An 18,338-nucleotide genomic window follows, 5' to 3' on the forward strand; every position below is an offset into this window, starting at 1 on the left:
ACTTTTTCTTTATTGAGAGGGCGTGTTTTTCTCATATTTATTTGATTTATGGTATCCGGAATCGGGAGAGGAAAATGTTTTTAATGGTATCTGTTGGTATGCGTTGTTTTACGGTGTTTTCAATATTCGCGAAACTTATGTTGATGTTTGTAGGTGGAGGCGCAATACGTTTTTATATAGGTCTAATGTACAAATTAATGAACGTATCGGGATAATTGGAGAAGAGTTAGTGTCTGCTTACGCTTTTGATGTGTTTTTTTGTGAGTAAATTAGTAAGATAAAGTAAACTGATGGGATTTTATGTAGAGTCGTTGTTATCCTAATTGAGAGTGCATTTTATTTTGTTTCGGTGATGCGCTTTGATCAGTAATTAAGAGGGAGTTTTAGAGCGTGATGTTAGATTTCTCGTCATTTATTTTTTATGTGTTTTCTAGGTAAAGTGATCTGTTGTCAGCTTGCGCAGGTGATAATTGGTAAACTGCGTTATTCTTTATTCCCTAGTTGTCATTTTTTAATGTTTTACGCATAACTCTTGAACAAACAAACAAGAAAATTGTGATTTTACAATTGTCTTTATTGCCATTTGCAAAGAATCTTTGAAGGTGAAAGATGCTCCATATTCAGTTTGAAAAAATAGCACTCATTGGGATCGGTCTGATTGGGTCTTCTTTAGCAAGAGTGATTAAAAAGAAAAATCTTGCGACTCAGATTTCTATTGCAACACGTCGTCCAGAAACCCTGAAAAGAGCGCGTGAATTGGAGCTTGGGGATTTTTATACGACAGATAATGCAAAAGCTGTTGAAGGAGCAGATTTAGTTATTCTTTCTGTTCCTGTTGGGGCTAGTGCAGAAGTGGCAAAAACCATTCGTGATCATTTAAAACTTGGAGCGATTGTGAGTGATGTTGGTTCTACGAAAGCGTTGGTTATTGCGGAAATGGCACCTTTATTGCCCAAAACGGTTCATTTTATTCCAGGGCATCCAATTGCTGGAACGGAATATTCAGGACCGGATGCTGGTTTTGCTGATTTATTTATGAATCGTTGGTGTATTTTAACGCCTTTTGCGGATAGCGATGCTGCTGCTGTCGCACAATTAACAGCGTTTTGGGAAGCTTGTGGTGCGCGTGTCGAAAAGATGGAACCTAAGCATCATGATCTTGTTTTGGCTATTGTTTCACATTTACCCCATTTGATTGCGTATAATACTGTTGGGACAGCGAGTGATTTAGAAAAAGTAACAAATTCGGAAGTGATTGCTTATTCCGCTTCTGGTTTTCGTGATTTTACGCGTTTGGCCTCTTCTGATCCCGTTATGTGGCGAGATATTTGTTTGCATAATAAAGATGCTATTTTAGAAATGTTGGGTCGTTTTAGTGAAGGGCTTGCTTTTTTAGAACGGGCAATTCATTTAGGAGATGGTGAGACACTGTTTAACTTTTTTACACGTACGCGTGCTGTACGTCGCAATATTATTGATGCTGGCCAGGAAATTGATGCTCCTGATTTTGGACGTCAGAGTGTTTCTAAAAAAGGGTGAATAAAAGCAAGGGGGTTTTGTTGAATTTCGTTGGTTTTTTCTAGAAATCAATAAGAAGTTTTTTCTTTCTTCAGTCATAGATTGCAATAAAAAGGAGGGGCGATTGCTCCGATACAGATAATCATGACTTTAAAAGGTTTTATGTGTGCACGATCATCTTGCTTAGCTCTCTATAGGGCATATGATGTACAGAAGAGGTTACTGATCTGTAGAAGTAACAAAAAAATGAGGTCGTTGTAGAACTTCATAGAGTGGGTTATTGTTTTTGTTTTCGTATAAAGTCGGGCTTGACCGTATTGATTATTAACCTTTATATTGCAACATTGCAAAATGTTTATTTGCAGAGTTTTGATGATTTTTATAAAACTTGAAATAGACTGAGGAAGAGTTTTACCAGAAAGTATTGAGTTTTGTTAAAAAATATCTTTTGGTATAGCTATCGTATTTTTGGTGACGCAGTAAGTCATTATTGGCGTGATAGTGGGAGTGCTTTTGCAAGCCATGTTGCGCTATCGGGGCTTTTAGCATTTTTCCCTTTTTTTATTTTTGGAACATCGTTTGCTCGTTTTCTAGGTGCTTTTACTTATACACCGCAGAAAATTAAAGCACTGGTGCAGTTATTGCCTGATGTTATTGCAGAGCCTTTATCTCAGGAAATTGTTAATGTTTTAACCATTCATCGAGGAGGTGTGTTGACGCTTTCTGTCATTGGAACGGCTTATTTTGCTTCTAATGGGATAGAGGCTTTGCGTACGGCTTTAAATAAAGCTTACCGTGTTACTGATCGACGGAGTTTGTTATTTTGTCGTTTTCAAAGTCTGTTTTTTGTAATCCTTGGAGCTGTTGGTCTTGTTGTGATTAGTTTTTTATTGATTCTGGCGCCTTTGTTGATCAAAATTATGCAAAATCATTCTTTTTTTATGACTGAATATATTGCTGTTATTCGTGTATGGCGTTATACAGTTGCAATCGTTATTTTGTTTATCAGTCTTTTGATTGTTCATAAATGGCTTCCAGCAGGGCGGCGGAAAATTATAGATATTTTACCAGGAATAGTGGTGACAATGTTTATATGGTTTATGGCTTCTATCGCTTTTGCGCAATATTTAACGATGTTTGATTATATTTCTACCTATGCAGGGTTGGCATCTATTATGGTTGCTATTATTTTTCTCTACATATTGAGTGCAATTTTTATTTTGGGAGGAGAAATAAACGCGGCGATAATGTTTTATCGCAAGGATTTGCAACATTCAGATGAATGAAAGAGTTTATTATTGCTTGAAAGCTAAGGTATGAATATCCCAATAAAGCCTGCTATCACTTTGTTGATTGATGCGGATGCTTGTCCTGTAAAAGATGAAGTTTATCGTGTGATGAATCGTTATCAGCTTAAGACATTTGTTGTGGCAAATCGTTCTTTGTCCCTTCCAGATGAAGCACTCATTGAAAGAGTGGTCGTTGCTGGTGAATTCAATGGTGCTGATGATTGGATTGTAGAACATGTGCATGAGGCAAGTATCGTTATTACCAGTGATATTCCTTTAGCAGCACGGGTTGTGCAAGCTGGGGGTTTTTGTCTTTCGCCAACGGGGCGTATTTTTGATGTAAATTCAATTGGTCAGGCTTTGGCGATGCGCAATTTGATGGAAGATTTGCGTGGACAGGGCAGTATAATAGGTGGTCCCCGTCCTTTTTCTCGTAAAGACCGTTCTGCTTTTTTGTCAGCACTGGATCTTGTTATACAACGTTTAAAAAGACGCGGTTATTAAAGTTATAGGGCTTCTTTAATGACTGCTTTTATAAGTGCTTTGGCATCGTCATTGGCCCACGGAGCTGCACCATTGAAAGAAGCAATGAGATATCCCTCTTTATCAATGAGCAATGTAATGGGGAGTCCTAAAGCGAGCCCCTGTTTTCTAACATTGTTGAAAATATCCATTGTTTCATCGCGATAGTAAAGCAAATTATCTGAATGAATATTCTGTAAAAATTGCTGAATTTTTTCAGGAGAAGCAGTTTTATCGATATTAATAGCTATGACATCAAAGTTTTCTCCACCTAATTCACGTTTTAATTGCGCAAGTTCAGGCATTTCTGTGCGGCAAGGTGCACACCAAATAGCCCATAGATTGACCAGCATTGGTTTTCCAGTAAATTCGCTGAGTGTGTGCTCTTTTCCTAGAATATCCTTGAAAGAGAGTTTATTCATATCTGAGGGCGTATCAGCAAATCGTATGTGGCTAAAAAAGCCTTTTGCTGCTTTTCGTATCGCCATCATTTTTTCTGCTCGTGCTTTATCAGTATTTATTTCTTGTGCTTGTGCTGCTGAAATGAAATTGAAAAGAAAAAACTCTCTTTTGGTATCGTAGTTTATGGTTGCGTATAAACTCAATGCAATGATAAAGAATGCAAGGGAGAGTTGCCTTTTTTTATTGTTTTTTTCGCTGATGAAAATTTGAAAAATCATAATTTTGTCCTTTGGATGGGTATTTTCAGAATATGACAGATGAGAAGTTAAAGAACCAAATGTGGGGTGGTCGGTTTGCGGCAGCTCCTGCTGCAATTATGGAAGAAATTAATGCTTCTATTGATTTTGATCAAAAACTTTATCGACAAGATATTGAAGGTTCTCTTTCTCATGTGGCTATGTTAGCGCAAACGAAAATCATTTCACAATCAGATTATGAAAAAATTGTTCATGGTTTGAAACTTATTCGCCAAGAAATTGAAGACGGTAAATTTGTTTTTTCACGAAAGCTTGAAGATATTCATATGAATATTGAAGCGCGGCTGAGCGAATTGATAGGTCCTGTAGCTGGGCGTTTGCATACGGCGCGTTCACGCAATGATCAAGTTGCTGTTGATTTTCGCTTGTGGGTATGTGAAGCAACGCAAAAGATAGCACAAGCTTTAAAAGGATTGATAGAGCAATTACTTATTCGCGCAGAACAACATGTTGATACCTTTATGCCAGGCTTTACGCATTTACAATTGGCTCAACCTGTAACATTGGGTCATTATATGATGGCTTATGTTGAAATGTTTGGTCGAGATTTATCGCGGATGCGTGATGCTCTTGAGCGAATGAATGAATCGCCTTTAGGGGCGGCTGCTTTAGCGGGGACAGGCTTTCCAATTGACCGTTTTATGACAGCAAAAGCGCTAGGCTTTCGGGAACCTACACGCAATTCAATTGATAGTGTTTCAGATCGTGACTTTGCATTGGAATTTTTAAGCGCTGGCGCTCTTTGTGCAACACATCTTTCACGTTTAGCAGAAGAAATAATTCTTTGGTCAAGTGAACAGTTTTGTTTTATTCATTTATCAGATGCTTTTTCAACGGGTTCATCTATTATGCCACAAAAGAGAAATCCTGATGCGGCAGAGTTAGTACGAGCGAAAGCAGGTCGATTGAATGGTGCACTTATGGGATTGTTAACGGTGATGAAAGGATTACCGCTTGCTTATTCAAAGGATATGCAAGAAGATAAGGAATATGTGTTTGATGGGGCTTTGAGTTTGGAATTATCACTAGCAGCAATGACAGGGATGATTGCTGATTTGAAAGTGAATAAAAAAGCTATGAAACAAGCAGCGGATTTAGGGTATGCAACAGCTACAGATTTTGCGGATTGGCTTGTACGCAATTTAGGGATTCCTTTTCGCAAAGCACATCACATCACAGGGTGTGCTGTGGCATTGGCAGAAAAAAAACAGTGTCGCCTTCATGATTTATCATTAGATGAACTTCAAGCAATTTGTCCTGATATCAATGCGACACTTTTTGATGTTTTGACCGTTGAAAAATCTGTTGAAAGTCGTAAAAGCTTTGGGGGAACAGCGCCTTCAGAGGTTCTTCGACAAATTGCGTATTGGAAAAAGCGTCTCGTGAGCGCTTGAGTGATTGTATTTTAAAGGTAAAAAAGAAATCGAGATGAGGAAAGAGGACAGATGAAAATTATAATAAAGGGGTTGATGATTGTCCTTTTTGGGGGCTTTGGTGTCGTTGGGTGTGGGCGTAAAGGGTCATTAGAGTTACCTCCTTCAACAGGAGTGAATTCTTCACAAGGAACTTTTGTTTCTCAAGGCAAAACAGATAAACCTTTTATTCTTGATCGGTTAATACAATAGGGATTTTTATGCGTTTTTTTTCTTATCATCAGGGTGTGCTTCACGCTGAAGGTCTTTCTCTTTTGGAACTTGCGCGGGAAGTTGGAACACCTTTTTATTGTTATTCAGCTAGCGCAATCGTTGCACATTTTAAAGATTATCAGAATGCATTTCATGATATGCCGAGTTTGATTGCTTATGCGGTTAAAGCGAATTCCAATCAAGCAGTTTTACAACTTTTAGCTAACAATGGAGCGGGAGCTGATGTGGTCTCAGAAGGGGAATTACGGCGTGCACTTGCTGTTGGTATTCCTGCGCAGAATATTGTTTATTCTGGTGTTGGTAAAACAGTGAGAGAAATAGATTTTGCTCTTGCACAAGATATTTATTGTTTTAACGTTGAATCAGAGCCAGAACTTGAACAATTATCGGCGCGGGCTGCTGCGCTTTCAAAAACGGCTCGTATTTCTTTACGCCTTAATCCTGATGTGGATGCTAAGACTCACAAGAAAATTACAACAGGTAAGTCTGAGAATAAATTTGGTATTCCACTGTCTTTGGCGGGTGATGTATATAAAAAAGCAGCTCAATTGCCTGGTCTTCATGTGTGTGGTGTTGATCTCCATATTGGCAGTCAAATTTGTGATTTAAAACCGTTTGAAGATGCATTTGTTATTGTTGCAGATTTTGTGCGTCAATTATGGAATAATGGTTATGCGATAACCCATATCGATATTGGGGGCGGGCTTGGTATTCCTTATGGTTATGAGAAGCATCCAGTACCTTCTCCTTTTGAGTATGCAGCACTGGTAAAGAAACATATTGCGCCTTTAGGGATCAATATTATCCTAGAACCTGGGCGTAGTATTGTTGGTGAAGCCGGTGTGTTGGTGACATCGGTTGTGTATTTTAAAAAGGGGGAAGGACGAAATTTTGTTATTGTTGATGCGGCGATGAATGATTTCATGCGTCCAACGCTTTATGATGCGTGGCAAAATGTAATGCCAGTGAAAAAAACACCAATAGATGCCCCTCTGATTAATGCTGATATTGTCGGTCCTATTTGTGAAACTGGTGATTATTTAGGTTTGGAACGTTCTTTACCAGTGTTAAAAGCGGGTGATGTTTTGATGTTAACAGGAGCAGGGGCTTATGGCGCAGTGATGGCAAGCACTTATAATAGTCGACTTTTGGTGCCGGAAGTTCTGGTTCAGGATACGCGTTATGCAGTCATTCGTCCACGCCTTGATTATGCACAATTGATAGGCTGTGATCATATTCCAGATTGGATTGAGCCCAAATTAGATTGAGCATTATTAAATATTTTGGGTCTTATTTTTACTAAACTTTGATGAAACAATTTATTTTCTAGAAATTGTTTTGTATGGGGTTTATGATCTTAATGCACCACGATAAAAGGGGATAAATGCTTGTTTATGAAAAATAAAAACATCAAAGGTTTTGCAATGAAGCTTTTGTGTGTGCGCATTTTGATGTGGGGGATCCTTTCATTTGAACGGATGTGGGTACGGTTGTTGCCATTTTTCCTCGTTCTTAGTCTCTTTTGTTCGTTTAGCTGGTTGGGACTTTTTGGTATTTTGGGCTATTGGTCACATTTGCTCTTACTTGGGGTTATACTTATTTGTGCTGGGGCGAGTTTATTTTTTCTTATTCGTTTTCGGTTTCCCACAATGCGGGAAGTAAATTGCCGCCTTGAACGCGTCAATGATCTTAGACACCAGCCTTTGAATATTCAGACAGATCGTTTATGTTCTGAAAATGATGAAGATTTTAGTGCTGTTATTTGGCGTGAACATCAACGCCGAATGGCAAAGCAATTATACCATTTAAAAACTGGATTTATCTCTCTTAATAATGCGGATTATGATCCTTTGGCTTTGAGGGCTTTGTGTGCTCTTCTTTTTGTGTGCGCTTTTAGTTTTTCTTTTGGTTCACAAGGGGGGCGTTTGGCTGATGCCTTTGATTTTCGTCCTATCGTTGATGAAAAACTCATGCGGATTGATGCTTGGGTAACACCACCTGCTTATACCGGTGTGGCACCGATTTATTTGACAAAAGATGAGAAAACACAACTAGAAATCCCTGAAGGGAGTAATGTTGTTGTGCGTGTTGTCAATGGGGCTGGCATTACAGTAAAAGCAAAGTCTGTAGAAGATGGGAGGGAAGTTTCGTTTTCAGAGAAAACGGAACAAACAGCTTTGAATGATCCAATTGTTCATTTTGAAACACATTTAAAGCATCCAATAAATTTATTTGTATCATCACGTCGTAAAAAACAGCAATGGCATTTGCAGATAATTAAGGACACGCGTCCAACAATTCATTGGTTGGAAAAACCAGGGAGGATTTTAACGGGATCATTGGAGTTACGATATGTGGTGGATGATGATTATGGTGTGACAAAGGCTTTTGTTGAAATAGAGCCTTTTCTTCCTCAGAATAAAAGTGCTTCTTCTCTTTATAATGCTCCGGAAATAGAACTTCTTCTTCCGCGTGGTGGAAAGGGGAAAATGCGAATGGTGCAGGATATATCAGCGCATCCATGGGCAGGTTCGCAAGTCAAAATTACTTTGGTGGCAGAAGATGGTGCGGGGCAGAAAGGGCGTAGCAAAACTTTTGTTATGATATTACCACAGCGTGTTTTTTCGAATCCTGTTGCACGCGCAGTGGTTGAATTGCGTCGTCTATTAGCTCTTGATGCTTCTGTGAAAGAGCGTGTATTGGATATGCTTTCTGCTTTGCTTGTGCGTCCAGAAAAGGGGTTGCAAAATGCATCGCATTTTATTGTTCTACAAAGTGCGTGGACAAGACTTTCTTTAGCACAAACAGACGAGGATTTGCGCGATGTGGTGGATTATTTATGGCAAATTGCTTTGGGTATTGAAGATAATCAGCTTGAATCCGTGCAAAAAAAGTTAAAACAAGCACAAGCTGCTTTACGTGATGCATTGCGTTACGGTGCTTCAGCGGCAGAAATTGAACGGCTTATGGCAGATTTACGTCAAGCTATGGATGAGTATATTCGTGCTTTGGCTGAAAAAGCACCGGATAGTCAAGTTTCTAAAAATTCTAAAAGCTCAAAAAGTCCTAATCTTTCTGAATCTACATTACAAGAAAAGCTAAATTTAATTGAGGAAATGGCTAAAACGGGCTCTTCTTTAGCAGCTGAACAACTCTTGGCGGAAGTTGAACAGACGCTTGATCATTTGCATGTGCAAAAAGGCAATCAAAATGAGGGAGAAAAAAGCCAATCTGCACAAATGAAAGAAAAGATGGACCAGCTTGGAGATTTAATGCGTCGTCAGCAAGAAATTCTCAATGAAACACATCAGTTAGAGATGGAACAAAAACGCGGAGAAAATGTACCGGAAACACAAAAAAAATCTTTAAAAAAACGTCAAGCTGAATTGCAATCTGAATTATCAACATTAGAAAAAGAATTATCAGAACAAGGATTTGAAACAGGGGGGGCGTTGAAAAGGGCAGAAGAAAAAATGAATTCTGCGGAAAATGCTCTTGATAATGGAAATCATCAGGTATCTATACAAAATCAGTCTGATGCTTTGGAATCTTTGAGGCAAGGTGCACAAAATGTTTTGAAAAAAATGCGCGAAACACTTAAAGAAACGGGAGATGATCAAAATGCTGATTTTGGTCCTAAAGATCCGTTAGGACGTCCACTTTCTTCAACAACAGATGAAGAACAAGAAGGCGAGGCACTCCCACAAGAAAGTGATCAAATGCGTACGCGGCAGATTTTGGATGAAATTCGCAAACGTCTTGGTAAAGAGCATCTTTCAGAAGAAGAAAAAAACTATCTTGAAAGATTGCTTCATTTTAATTAATCAGTGTTGGCTTTTTTCTTAATTGATGTCAAAAACAGTATATGAAGAACCTCTATGGGGTTTATCTCCAAAAAAATGATTAAAGTGCTTGTAAGGCAATAATCATCCTGTTGTACTGATTTTTTAATCATTTAAGTTTAAAATATGCAATATTGAAATGTTCGCTATTGCGGAAAAAAAGCAGAAGTCCATATAGGTTTGGTATATGAAAATCTGTAATGTTTGAAATTTGTTTCTACATGGTATGTTGAGTTGGATATCGTTACGCTGAAAGATTTTTATGCTTCTGCACTTGGACTGCGTGTGCAAAAAACGCTGTGTGACCAATTGAATTTATGGTGGCCTGATCTTACGGATAAACGGATTATGGGATTGGGTTATGCACTTCCTTATCTTTCTACATTGCGTGAACGTGCCCAACAATGTTTTGCTTTTATGCCAGCTTCTCAGGGTGTTTCGCCTTGGCCTTGTTCTGAGCAAGTTGCTACAGCGCTTGTTTTTGAAGAAGATTTGCCACTTCCTGATGCGTCAGTTGACTGTATTTTATTGGTACATGCATTAGAATATACAGAAAATTCATTTGAAACGTTGAATGAAATATGGCGTGTTTTAGCACCCAATGGCCACTTGATCGTTATTGTACCTAATCGCTCTGGCTTTTGGGCGCGCAATATTACTACGCCCTTTGGTTATGGCGAACCCTATAGTCGGCAACAAATTACTCGTTTGTTCGAAAAAACAAATTTTGTTTCTGGACCAATACAAGAAATTGTACACTATATGCCCTCTACGGGGTATTTTTCGCGGTTGCTCTCATTTTTTTACGAGCCATTTGCTCGCTATCTTTTGCCTTATTTTGGTGGACTCTTAATGTGTCAGGCACAAAAACGTGTTTATCAGGGTTTGCTCGTACAGCGTCGTCAGTCGCGACGTATTTTTATTCCTGCTTTATCACCACAGACAAGAAATATTTTAATTTATAAAGATAATTAATCATTTTGTCATTGTCATAAGAATCGCAAATATAGAGGCATTCTCTTATTTCAATTTTTTGCATTTACAATTAAAAAATATTCTTTTGTACATTAATATGTGGAATTGGTATGTGAATAAAAATCTCAAGTATCTATATACCGAACCATATTTCATGAATAGTGGAAACATTTTAAAAGAAAAAAATGCTGGTATCTTCGTAAACGTAAAAATAGCAGAGTCCAAGAGATCTTACATAATATGGTTTATGGTGGTAAAAACTGTACAAGGAAGGATTACAATGCTTCTTATAAACCATCTCAAGTATCAAGGGCTCCTCTGCAACATCAAGATCTAACATAAGTGTGATGGTGCTGGCTTGTTCTTTTATAAGCGTAAAGATGGTGGTGCCCAGTGGCTTTATCGTTAGGATAAACATTTAGCGTTATATCATGAATTATATAACCTCTTAAGAGGAGATAAAGTCATAAAGAATAGAGGAAAACTATAAAGATAAAAAACATCTCTCAATTTAGGTTAGTGAATGTGAGATAAAGCAGTGCGTGGAGCGGTTTTCTGAAAAAAATAATCATAAATAGCACTCATCTAAAGATGATAGTTATGATCAAGAATGTTGCTAAAAGATATCACGATTATTTATATGCGAAACATATTAAAAACTTTAGAAAGAACAAAAGCATGTGAAACAGAAGTTACAAAGTATATCGTGAGGGTTGAAAGCATTTTTGTTTTTGGTTCTCATGTTGGAATATTTCGTTTTTTATTCATAATGTTATATATTTTGTCATAAGAGTAAGTTCTATGTAATAGCATTCGAATTATATGCGAAGGTTTTTTCATCTCGTTTCTGTTTTCATTTAGAATATTAAAATTATTTTTGAAACAGAAAATCTCGAATTAAAGATTTAAACGGTAACCATTTTGATCTGTTATGAGAATTTGCGCATTGGAGGGATCGTTTTCGATTTTTTGTCGCAAACGATAGATATGGGTTTCTAAAGTATGGGTGACAATATTTTCATTATATCCCCAAACTTGTTCTAACAATGTTTCACGGCTGACAATTTTATCATTGGCATGATAGAGACATTTAAGGATCGCTGCTTCTTTTTCTGTGAGACAGATTTTATTGTTGCATTGATCAAGAAGAAGTTTTTGTCTTAGTTTAAAAGTATAGGGACCAATATGAAAGGTTGCGTCTTCATTTTGTTCATATTGGCGCAACTGTGCTCGAATTCTCGCTAATAACACCGCAAAGCGAAAGGGTTTTGTTACATAATCATTGGCGCCTGTTTCAAGATCTAAAATATTATCACAGTCTGTATCATAATTTATTATCATGATAATGGGGGCACGAAATCCTTGGGTGCGTAATTGTTTAACGGCTTTGTAGCCATCAAGATCAGGAAGTTGAAATCCCAAAATAGTGAGATCAATATTTTCTTCTTGGATTATTCTCATTCCCGCTTCTGCTGTTTTTGCTTGGAAAATTTTAAACTCTTGATGCATTTGCAATTGTTCTACTAAAATAGGGCGTAGATCATCGTCTTCAACGATTAAAAGAGTATAGTGGTTCATGTTTTTCCTTATAGGCATGTTGATGCACTGATTGATATAGTTTCATGAAAAATAAGATTTCATGCAAGAAAAATTAAAAGAGGAAAATTAAAAAAGAGCGCTTCTAAAAAATAAACTTTTATAATTTCTAATGGTTGCTTGCTGAAAAGAAGGTATTCCGTCTGCAGGGTATTTTACGTATTGGTTGGAAGCGTTTTTTATGTTCTAGAAGGTGTTTTAGCTATTGAGTGTCATCATCTTTACGCTTATGGAGAAACAAGCTGGCACTATCATTCACTTTGCCAGCTTGTGGGTGTTGCGGACAGTCCTTGGCACTTGAGACGATTCATAGGAGGAATTTTAAGTCCTTTCTTTCACGTTTTTTATCTATATGGGACTTTCTCCGCTTAGAATGTGCAAGCAAATAGCTTTTGATTGATTCAATATAAAACAGGTTGGGAATGAGAGAATCCTGCGGTATGAGGCGCACTCGTCCAACATGCAAAACAATAAACACGCAATATGATGCGTTTTTTAAGTGTGAAGAGAATTGTGCAACACCTAGCACATATGCACTGTTTAGGAGAATTTCACGATCATTTTTATTGTTTTTTATCCACGTTCAGTTTTGTTTTTTCGTTGCATTTGTGTGCGAAGGGGCTGTGTGTTATGTTCATGGTGTTGCTTATTATAATTGTTGAGTAAGCCTTGCTTTTAGCAATGCCGAAAAGATGCATCATAAAGAGGTTTTTTGTGTAATTTGGAAGGAGACTGTATTGAGAAAGAGTGCAGGATAAAAAATGACAAAAAAATATCATATTTATGCATTTAGCATGAGAATACCTCAACAGAAGGAGGTGTTGTGCTTATTCTTCTGCGCTATGAAGCATCTTTTTATATGAGTTAATGAATAAAAATTATTGTTTTAAGATAAAAGCATTTCCCTCTTAAGGTTGCCCATCAAACAGACTTCTTTCCATTCATCTTCTGTCACGGGTTGCACTGATAAGCGGCTGGCTTTGACCAGCACCATATTTGCTAGTTTGGGATTAGCTTTAATTTGTTTTAATGAAACAGGTGTTGGCATGTCACAAAGTGCACGGATGTCCACACATTCCCAGCGTGGATCAGAGCTTGTAGAATCAGGGTGTGCTTCAGCACATATTTCTACAATTCCTACAATTTCTAAACCTTTATTTGAATGATAAAAAAAACCTTTATCACCATATTTCATAGTGCGCATATTATTACGAGCTTGATAATTGCGTACACCATCCCATTGTTCGCCATCAGCTCCTTTTTTCTTTTGCATCTCCCATGACCATTTATGGGGTTCAGATTTAAAAAGCCAATAAGCCATGAGTTCTCCTTTTTCATAGACTGTTATGTATTTATCATACGGATTTTTATAAGTATTTTCGTAATATCCTTAACGATAATTTTAAAAATGGGGTAAAGAATTTCTTATTTCAAAATAACTTGTATATAGAAAAATGCGCTCCATTGATATTTTATGTTGTATAAAGGTATTTTGCTTATCTTGTAGCAGAAAAATATATCAGTGTATCGAAGTAATAGACTTAAAATTGCTCAGCCATGTGGAAGCTTAATCATCTTTTCAGCTGCTGTTTGAAATGTAGTTACTATAGGATCATTGGAGCATTGCGTTGGAGAGAATTTAGCAAGAAAATTGGTTCTAAAAAGCTTTAAAATTACAATGACAATGAAACGAATAAATGGTCAAAGATGATGAGGTCAACGAATGGCATTCATATCTATGCTTTGTGGGATAGAGTGCGTCTTATTATGCTGTAAAATACCGTCATTTGAAGTGTAATGATATAAGGCAGTTTTTTGAAACATGAAGTTTTTAAGAATGTGTGGTGAATATTTAGGTTTACGTATCGATCTTTGGGTTAAGTGAATTGTGTGAGTGGGAAGCAGGTGGAATCTGCTCGATAGAGAATTCGGACTATCTATAGACCGGATTGAGTAGAAATCTTCGTTCTTTAAGATGTGTGTAGGACGTCAATTTTATTATGCTTTTGTTCCACGGCGACCCATCCCAATCAAGGGGGGGGCTTTTTCATCTAATGGCCAGCGTGAGCGAGGGGCAATATCAAGAGGGCTTGTTTCTCCTCGTGCAAGCTTTTGTGCACCGGCAAAAGCAATCATTGCAGCATTATCGGTACACAAGGAAAGAGGAGGGGCTATAAATTCAAAGCCATGTTGATGGGCAAGTTCTTGTAATGTAGAGCGAATGGCTTGGTTTGCGGCAACACCGCCTGCGACAACCAAAGCAGGAGAACGCTTTTCTTGATCATGAGAGAGAGGATATTGGTGGGCAAAGTGTTGTAGAGCGAGGTGAACGCGATCACGTACTGTATCGGTTACGGCGGCTTGAAAACTTGCGGCAATGTCAGCAATATCATTTTCTGTAAGAGGAGCTATGGCTGTTGCGGCTTGTCGAACAGCAGTTTTGAGTCCTGAAAAAGAAAAATCTAATCGTTTTTCACCTTTTAAAGGACGTGGAAGAGGGATGCGATTTTTATCACCAAATAAAGCTGCTTTTTCAAGTGCTGGTCCACCAGGATAAGGAAGACCTAAAAGTTTTGCTGTTTTATCAAAGGCTTCTCCTAATGCATCATCAATAGTGGTTCCTAAACGTTGGTAGTTGCCTACTCCATGAACAATGATTGTTTGTGTATGACCTCCTGAAACTAAAAGTAATAAATAAGGAAAGCTGACGTTGTGCGTTAACACGGCTGTTAAAGCATGTCCCTCTAAGTGATTTACCGCAATAAATGGTTTGCCAGTGGCAAGAGAGAGTGCTTTTGCGCTCATAACGCCTACCAACAATCCTCCTATCAAACCAGGCCCACTGGTGGCTGCAATGCCATCAATACCTTTTAATTTTGTGTTTGCTTCTGTTAGTGCTTGCAGAATTAAATGATCAAGAACTTCAACATGGGCACGAGCAGCAATTTCAGGAACAACACCGCCGTAAGGTGCATGGTGATCAATTTGACTCCAAACAACATTGGAAAGAATTTGGCTGTTTGATTCGTTGTTATATTCAATGACAGCCGCTGCCGTTTCATCACAACTTGTTTCTATTCCCAGCAGACGCATTTTAAACAAAACCTTATATTGAAGCTTCTTTCCTGCGTGCGTACCATGAACAGAAAAAGATGCAAAGTATTTCTCTTAGAATTGTTTTTTCTATGAAAAATATGTGTTTTGGCATTTTCTTTGAATTTTATGATATCGTTGATTAAAAAATAAAGCTGTATTTTCGAGTATAAAATGCAAATGTTTTTTAAAAACTTGTCTATTAAAGGCGATACTTGTAAATATTATTGAGAAAAGCTGCGTTTTTAAAACTTTTTTCATTTTATTATTTTATCATTAAAAAAAGTGTGCACGAAAAGTGACAGAGATGGTCGATTCTTCAAAACCAAAAGTTAAACCACATTATGCTGGTACGCGCCGTAAGAAACCAGTTATTGAACATGAAGCTGTTCCCCATGATTCAGAGGAAAAAATCCATAATTCTGTAGAATCTCAAGCGCGAGAAGAACAGAATATGCAAGGTCAGGATAAAAGTATCTCTAGTACAACTTGGCTTTTCTTATCCCTTTCTGGGATTTTGGGGGGATTCATTGCTTTGGGAATTTTTATGGGGCTTCAATGGGCTGGTTTTTTTCCTTCTCCTTTTGTGGAAAATTCTGCTAGAGGAGAAAAAGCTTTGCAGATTGCTGAAGCCGCAAAAAGTCAAGGTGAAGACACAAAGGAACAATTGAGGCGGGTCTTTCAAGAAATTGATACGTTAAAAACAGAGTTTTCTTCTTTTTCATCACAACAGTTTAAAACAACGAAAAATGATGAACTATCGAAAGAAGAAAGCAAAAAAGCTTTTGCGATTTTAGAGGAAAAAGTAAAAGCTCTTGAAGAAACTGTACAAACTTTTGTTAGAAAGTCGAAAGAGATAGAGACGGCTTTGTCTGTTGGGCAGAGCAATGCAAATGATCTTGCTGCGTTAAAACAACAGTTAGAAGCACTACAGGAAGAAACTGCTGTTAAAAATAGTGAGAAAAAAGAAATAGATACCGCGCTCTTTACTGCAATTAGTTCATTAAAAAATGCTGTAGAGCGTGGTGGATCTTATAATAATGAATTAAAGCTGTTACAACAATTATCGCCTTCGATTAATGGACTTGATGTGTTGCAAAAAACAGCTACTGTGGGTCTTCCAAGTTCAGCACAACTTTCAGTTGATTTTGCTCATGTTGCTGATGCAATTGTTGGTACGCAAAATCTTGTTGCGTCAGATGCTGGTTTTTTTGACCGAATTTTAGCGTGGATAAAAGGGCTCATTGTTTCGCGACCGATTGGAAATGTTGAAGGGACAACGCTGGGGGCTATTGCGGCACGCATGGAAGTTGCCATTCAAGCTGGTGATTACGAAAAGGCTTTGAGCGAATGGCAATCATTGCCCCAAAGTGCAAAAGATGTTTCAATGGATTTTGTTAAGCAGCTTGAAAGACATATTGCTATTCAACAGTTGTTGCAGCAATTGTTATTGTCTGTGCAACAAGGATCTTTTAAAGCAACAAAGATGTAAATAGGCCCAAGATGATACGTGTTTTTATTTATATTTTTGTTGTTTGTATCCTCGGTTTAGCTTTCACGTGGGTTGCTAATCACAATGGTATTTTTGTTCTCACATTTTTGCATTTCAGATTTTCTGCTTCATTTCTTACAGTGTTAAGTGTGCTTATTTTATTTTTTGTAACGCTGGTGCTTTTATGGTGGTTATTGTCTTTCTTTTTTTCCATACCGAATGCTCTTTCCAATTATTTTTATAAACGCCATCAAAAGCGTGGTTACGAAGCTCTTTCAAAGGGGATTCTTGCAACTTTTGCTGGTGATAGTATGGTTGCGCAAAAAATGGAAGCACGTGTTGCTAAATATCTTGCAGGGAAACAAGAGCCATTGGTAAAACTCTTACAAGCGCAAACCTTGTCTTTACAAAATGACTCTGTTCGCGCCATCGGTCTTTATGAAGAGATGAGAAAGGAAGATCCGACAAAACTGGTTGGACTTTATGGTTTGTTTCGTGAAGCAATGAAGAGTAAAGCTTATGAGGCAGCGCAACAATATGCTGAAGAGGCACTGACTTTATCGCCAGCACTTTTATGGGCGCATCAGGCGGTGCTTGATCGGTTAAGTACTGAGGGTAAATGGGATAAGGCACTTACTATTTTTGAAAGAACGCAAAAAGCTCTCCCGCGTTCTATTCGCGCGATTCCAGAGCGGCAGCATATACAGGTTTTACTACTAAGTGGGCAGGCACTTTCTTTGTTTGATACACATCCTGTACAAGCACGTGAAGCTATTTTGAAAGCCCATAAATTGGCGCCTGATTTTGTTCCAATAATAGTTATTGCTGCTGATATTCTTTATAAATTAAACGAAACGCGTAAAGCGGATAAAATGATTATAGCGGCTTGGCAAAAGGAGCCTCATCCTGACTTGGGAGCGCTTTATCTTGAAAGAGAAGAAGGAGCCATTGGGCGATTGAAAAGGGCTAAGACACTTGCTTCTTATAATAAAGATGCATTTGAGTCGGCTTTCCTTATTGCTAAAGCAGCTTTGGATGCTGGTGAAACAGCATTAGCAAGAGAGAAGGCACAAAAAGCATTACAATGTCATCCACGGGAAAGTGTTTATTTATTGTTGGCAGATATTGAAGAGGCACAGGGAAACAATCAAGGTGCTGTGCGTCAATGGCTTTCTTTAGCACTTCGTGCTGAACGTGATCCAGTGTGGATGTGTGATGGGGCCATTTTTTCTTCTTGGTCAGTGGTTTCTCCAATCAGTGGACGTTTGGGCTGTTTTGAATGGAAGGCGCCTCCTTGTATGCCTTCTCTCACATTAGAGGCGGACAATATTGTGCCGAAAAAGCAAGACAAAGAGTATGTTATGGGAAAAAGTGATGATGTTGAAGATAAGAAGCTTGAAAAATTAACACCTATAGATGATTCTCTTTTGCATAATGCGCAGGTGGAGAAACAAGATATAAAAGAACAAGATGTAAAAATGTTCAGTCAAATTCATTTAAATGTTGATGATCCAGGGGTTAAAATAGAAGAAGAAACATCTTTATCGAGGAAAAAGTTTCGTTTATTTTAAATTGCACCAATGTGATAATACGAATGTTTTCTCAGAAGAAACAATTGACCTAGAAGAAAAAATATCGTTAGTCTT

Annotated in this window: 14 protein-coding genes; 10 read left to right on the forward strand and 4 right to left on the reverse strand. The window is 37.9% G+C overall.

Translation table 11 applies throughout. The features are described from left to right. Positions 1-609 precede the first annotated feature (609 nt). From ACFINS_RS01010 to ACFINS_RS01020, 3 genes are all read left to right on the forward strand, one after another. Positions 610-1,539: a prephenate/arogenate dehydrogenase family protein gene (locus tag ACFINS_RS01010; protein WP_375628578.1), complete on the forward strand. Its 930-nt coding sequence runs from the start codon at positions 610-612 to the stop codon at positions 1,537-1,539. A 410-nt stretch (positions 1,540-1,949) separates the two neighbouring features. Next, entirely contained in the window at positions 1,950-2,804 is an 855-nt protein-coding gene (locus ACFINS_RS01015) for a YihY/virulence factor BrkB family protein (RefSeq protein WP_375612213.1), read from the forward strand. A gap of 30 nt (positions 2,805-2,834) precedes the next feature. Then, the gene (locus ACFINS_RS01020) at positions 2,835-3,311 is read left to right on the forward strand and encodes a YaiI/YqxD family protein (RefSeq protein ID WP_273790302.1); all 477 of its coding nucleotides are present in this window, start codon (positions 2,835-2,837) and stop codon (positions 3,309-3,311) included. A gap of 2 nt (positions 3,312-3,313) precedes the next feature. Here the strand turns inward: ACFINS_RS01020 and ACFINS_RS01025 are convergent, their stop codons facing one another. Beyond that, on the reverse strand, positions 3,314-4,009 hold the full coding sequence (locus ACFINS_RS01025; protein WP_375705767.1) for a TlpA disulfide reductase family protein: 696 nt from the start codon (positions 4,007-4,009) through the stop codon (positions 3,314-3,316). A gap of 32 nt (positions 4,010-4,041) precedes the next feature. Here ACFINS_RS01025 and argH point away from each other — a divergent pair, with 32 nt between their 5' ends. The 5 genes from argH to ACFINS_RS01050 all read left to right on the forward strand — a co-directional run bounded on the left by argH (position 4,042) and on the right by ACFINS_RS01050 (position 10,511). Beyond that, positions 4,042-5,442, forward strand: a complete 1,401-nt coding sequence (gene argH / locus ACFINS_RS01030) for an argininosuccinate lyase (RefSeq protein WP_375612215.1) — start codon at positions 4,042-4,044, stop codon at positions 5,440-5,442. 51 nt (positions 5,443-5,493) lie between these two features. Continuing rightward, positions 5,494-5,673 (forward strand): LPS translocon maturation chaperone LptM, encoded by a 180-nt coding sequence (locus ACFINS_RS01035; protein ID WP_375645305.1) that lies wholly within the window; start codon positions 5,494-5,496, stop codon positions 5,671-5,673. A gap of 8 nt (positions 5,674-5,681) precedes the next feature. Further along, positions 5,682-6,962 (forward strand): diaminopimelate decarboxylase, encoded by a 1,281-nt coding sequence (gene lysA, locus ACFINS_RS01040; protein ID WP_375705768.1) that lies wholly within the window; start codon positions 5,682-5,684, stop codon positions 6,960-6,962. 126 nt (positions 6,963-7,088) lie between these two features. Beyond that, positions 7,089-9,518, forward strand: coding sequence for a TIGR02302 family protein (locus ACFINS_RS01045; protein ID WP_375628587.1), 2,430 nt, complete (start codon positions 7,089-7,091; stop codon positions 9,516-9,518). 222 nt (positions 9,519-9,740) lie between these two features. Then, the gene (locus ACFINS_RS01050) at positions 9,741-10,511 is read left to right on the forward strand and encodes a class I SAM-dependent methyltransferase (RefSeq protein ID WP_375612730.1); all 771 of its coding nucleotides are present in this window, start codon (positions 9,741-9,743) and stop codon (positions 10,509-10,511) included. 897 nt (positions 10,512-11,408) lie between these two features. On the opposite strand, the gene ACFINS_RS01055 is transcribed toward ACFINS_RS01050, so the two are convergent. The 3 genes from ACFINS_RS01055 to tsaD form a co-directional block, all read right to left on the reverse strand. After that, positions 11,409-12,089, reverse strand: coding sequence for a response regulator transcription factor (locus tag ACFINS_RS01055; protein WP_375700944.1), 681 nt, complete (start codon positions 12,087-12,089; stop codon positions 11,409-11,411). Between the two features lie 904 nt (positions 12,090-12,993). Next, the gene (locus ACFINS_RS01060; protein ID WP_375612221.1) at positions 12,994-13,428 is read right to left on the reverse strand and encodes an EVE domain-containing protein; all 435 of its coding nucleotides are present in this window, start codon (positions 13,426-13,428) and stop codon (positions 12,994-12,996) included. 677 nt (positions 13,429-14,105) lie between these two features. Further along, positions 14,106-15,200, reverse strand: coding sequence for a tRNA (adenosine(37)-N6)-threonylcarbamoyltransferase complex transferase subunit TsaD (gene tsaD, locus ACFINS_RS01065; RefSeq protein ID WP_375705769.1), 1,095 nt, complete (start codon positions 15,198-15,200; stop codon positions 14,106-14,108). 307 nt (positions 15,201-15,507) lie between these two features. On the opposite strand from tsaD, the gene ACFINS_RS01070 reads away from it, so the two are divergent. Both ACFINS_RS01070 and ACFINS_RS01075 read left to right on the forward strand, forming a co-directional pair. Then, the gene (locus ACFINS_RS01070) at positions 15,508-16,692 is read left to right on the forward strand and encodes a hypothetical protein (protein ID WP_375612223.1); all 1,185 of its coding nucleotides are present in this window, start codon (positions 15,508-15,510) and stop codon (positions 16,690-16,692) included. A gap of 11 nt (positions 16,693-16,703) precedes the next feature. After that, positions 16,704-18,263, forward strand: coding sequence for a heme biosynthesis protein HemY (locus ACFINS_RS01075; RefSeq protein WP_375705770.1), 1,560 nt, complete (start codon positions 16,704-16,706; stop codon positions 18,261-18,263). The last annotated feature ends 75 nt before the right edge of the window (positions 18,264-18,338 follow it).

Origin of the sequence: Bartonella sp. AA2SXKL, from assembly GCF_042197205.1 — a bacterium.
In the GTDB taxonomy this organism is placed as follows: Bacteria; Pseudomonadota; Alphaproteobacteria; order Rhizobiales; family Rhizobiaceae; genus Bartonella.

Coding starts and splice junctions, on each gene's coding strand:
- ACFINS_RS01035 (WP_375645305.1), top strand. CDS start 5,494: ATGAAAATTATAATAAAGGGGTTGATGATTGTCCTTTTTGGGGGCTTT.
- ACFINS_RS01020 (WP_273790302.1), top strand. CDS start 2,835: ATGAATATCCCAATAAAGCCTGCTATCACTTTGTTGATTGATGCGGAT.
- ACFINS_RS01045 (WP_375628587.1), top strand. CDS start 7,089: ATGAAAAATAAAAACATCAAAGGTTTTGCAATGAAGCTTTTGTGTGTG.
- argH (WP_375612215.1), top strand. CDS start 4,042: ATGACAGATGAGAAGTTAAAGAACCAAATGTGGGGTGGTCGGTTTGCG.
- ACFINS_RS01070 (WP_375612223.1), top strand. CDS start 15,508: ATGGTCGATTCTTCAAAACCAAAAGTTAAACCACATTATGCTGGTACG.
- ACFINS_RS01060 (WP_375612221.1), bottom strand. CDS start 13,428: ATGGCTTATTGGCTTTTTAAATCTGAACCCCATAAATGGTCATGGGAG.
- tsaD (WP_375705769.1), bottom strand. CDS start 15,200: ATGCGTCTGCTGGGAATAGAAACAAGTTGTGATGAAACGGCAGCGGCT.
- ACFINS_RS01055 (WP_375700944.1), bottom strand. CDS start 12,089: ATGAACCACTATACTCTTTTAATCGTTGAAGACGATGATCTACGCCCT.
- ACFINS_RS01075 (WP_375705770.1), top strand. CDS start 16,704: ATGATACGTGTTTTTATTTATATTTTTGTTGTTTGTATCCTCGGTTTA.
- lysA (WP_375705768.1), top strand. CDS start 5,682: ATGCGTTTTTTTTCTTATCATCAGGGTGTGCTTCACGCTGAAGGTCTT.
- ACFINS_RS01025 (WP_375705767.1), bottom strand. CDS start 4,009: ATGATTTTTCAAATTTTCATCAGCGAAAAAAACAATAAAAAAAGGCAA.
- ACFINS_RS01010 (WP_375628578.1), top strand. CDS start 610: ATGCTCCATATTCAGTTTGAAAAAATAGCACTCATTGGGATCGGTCTG.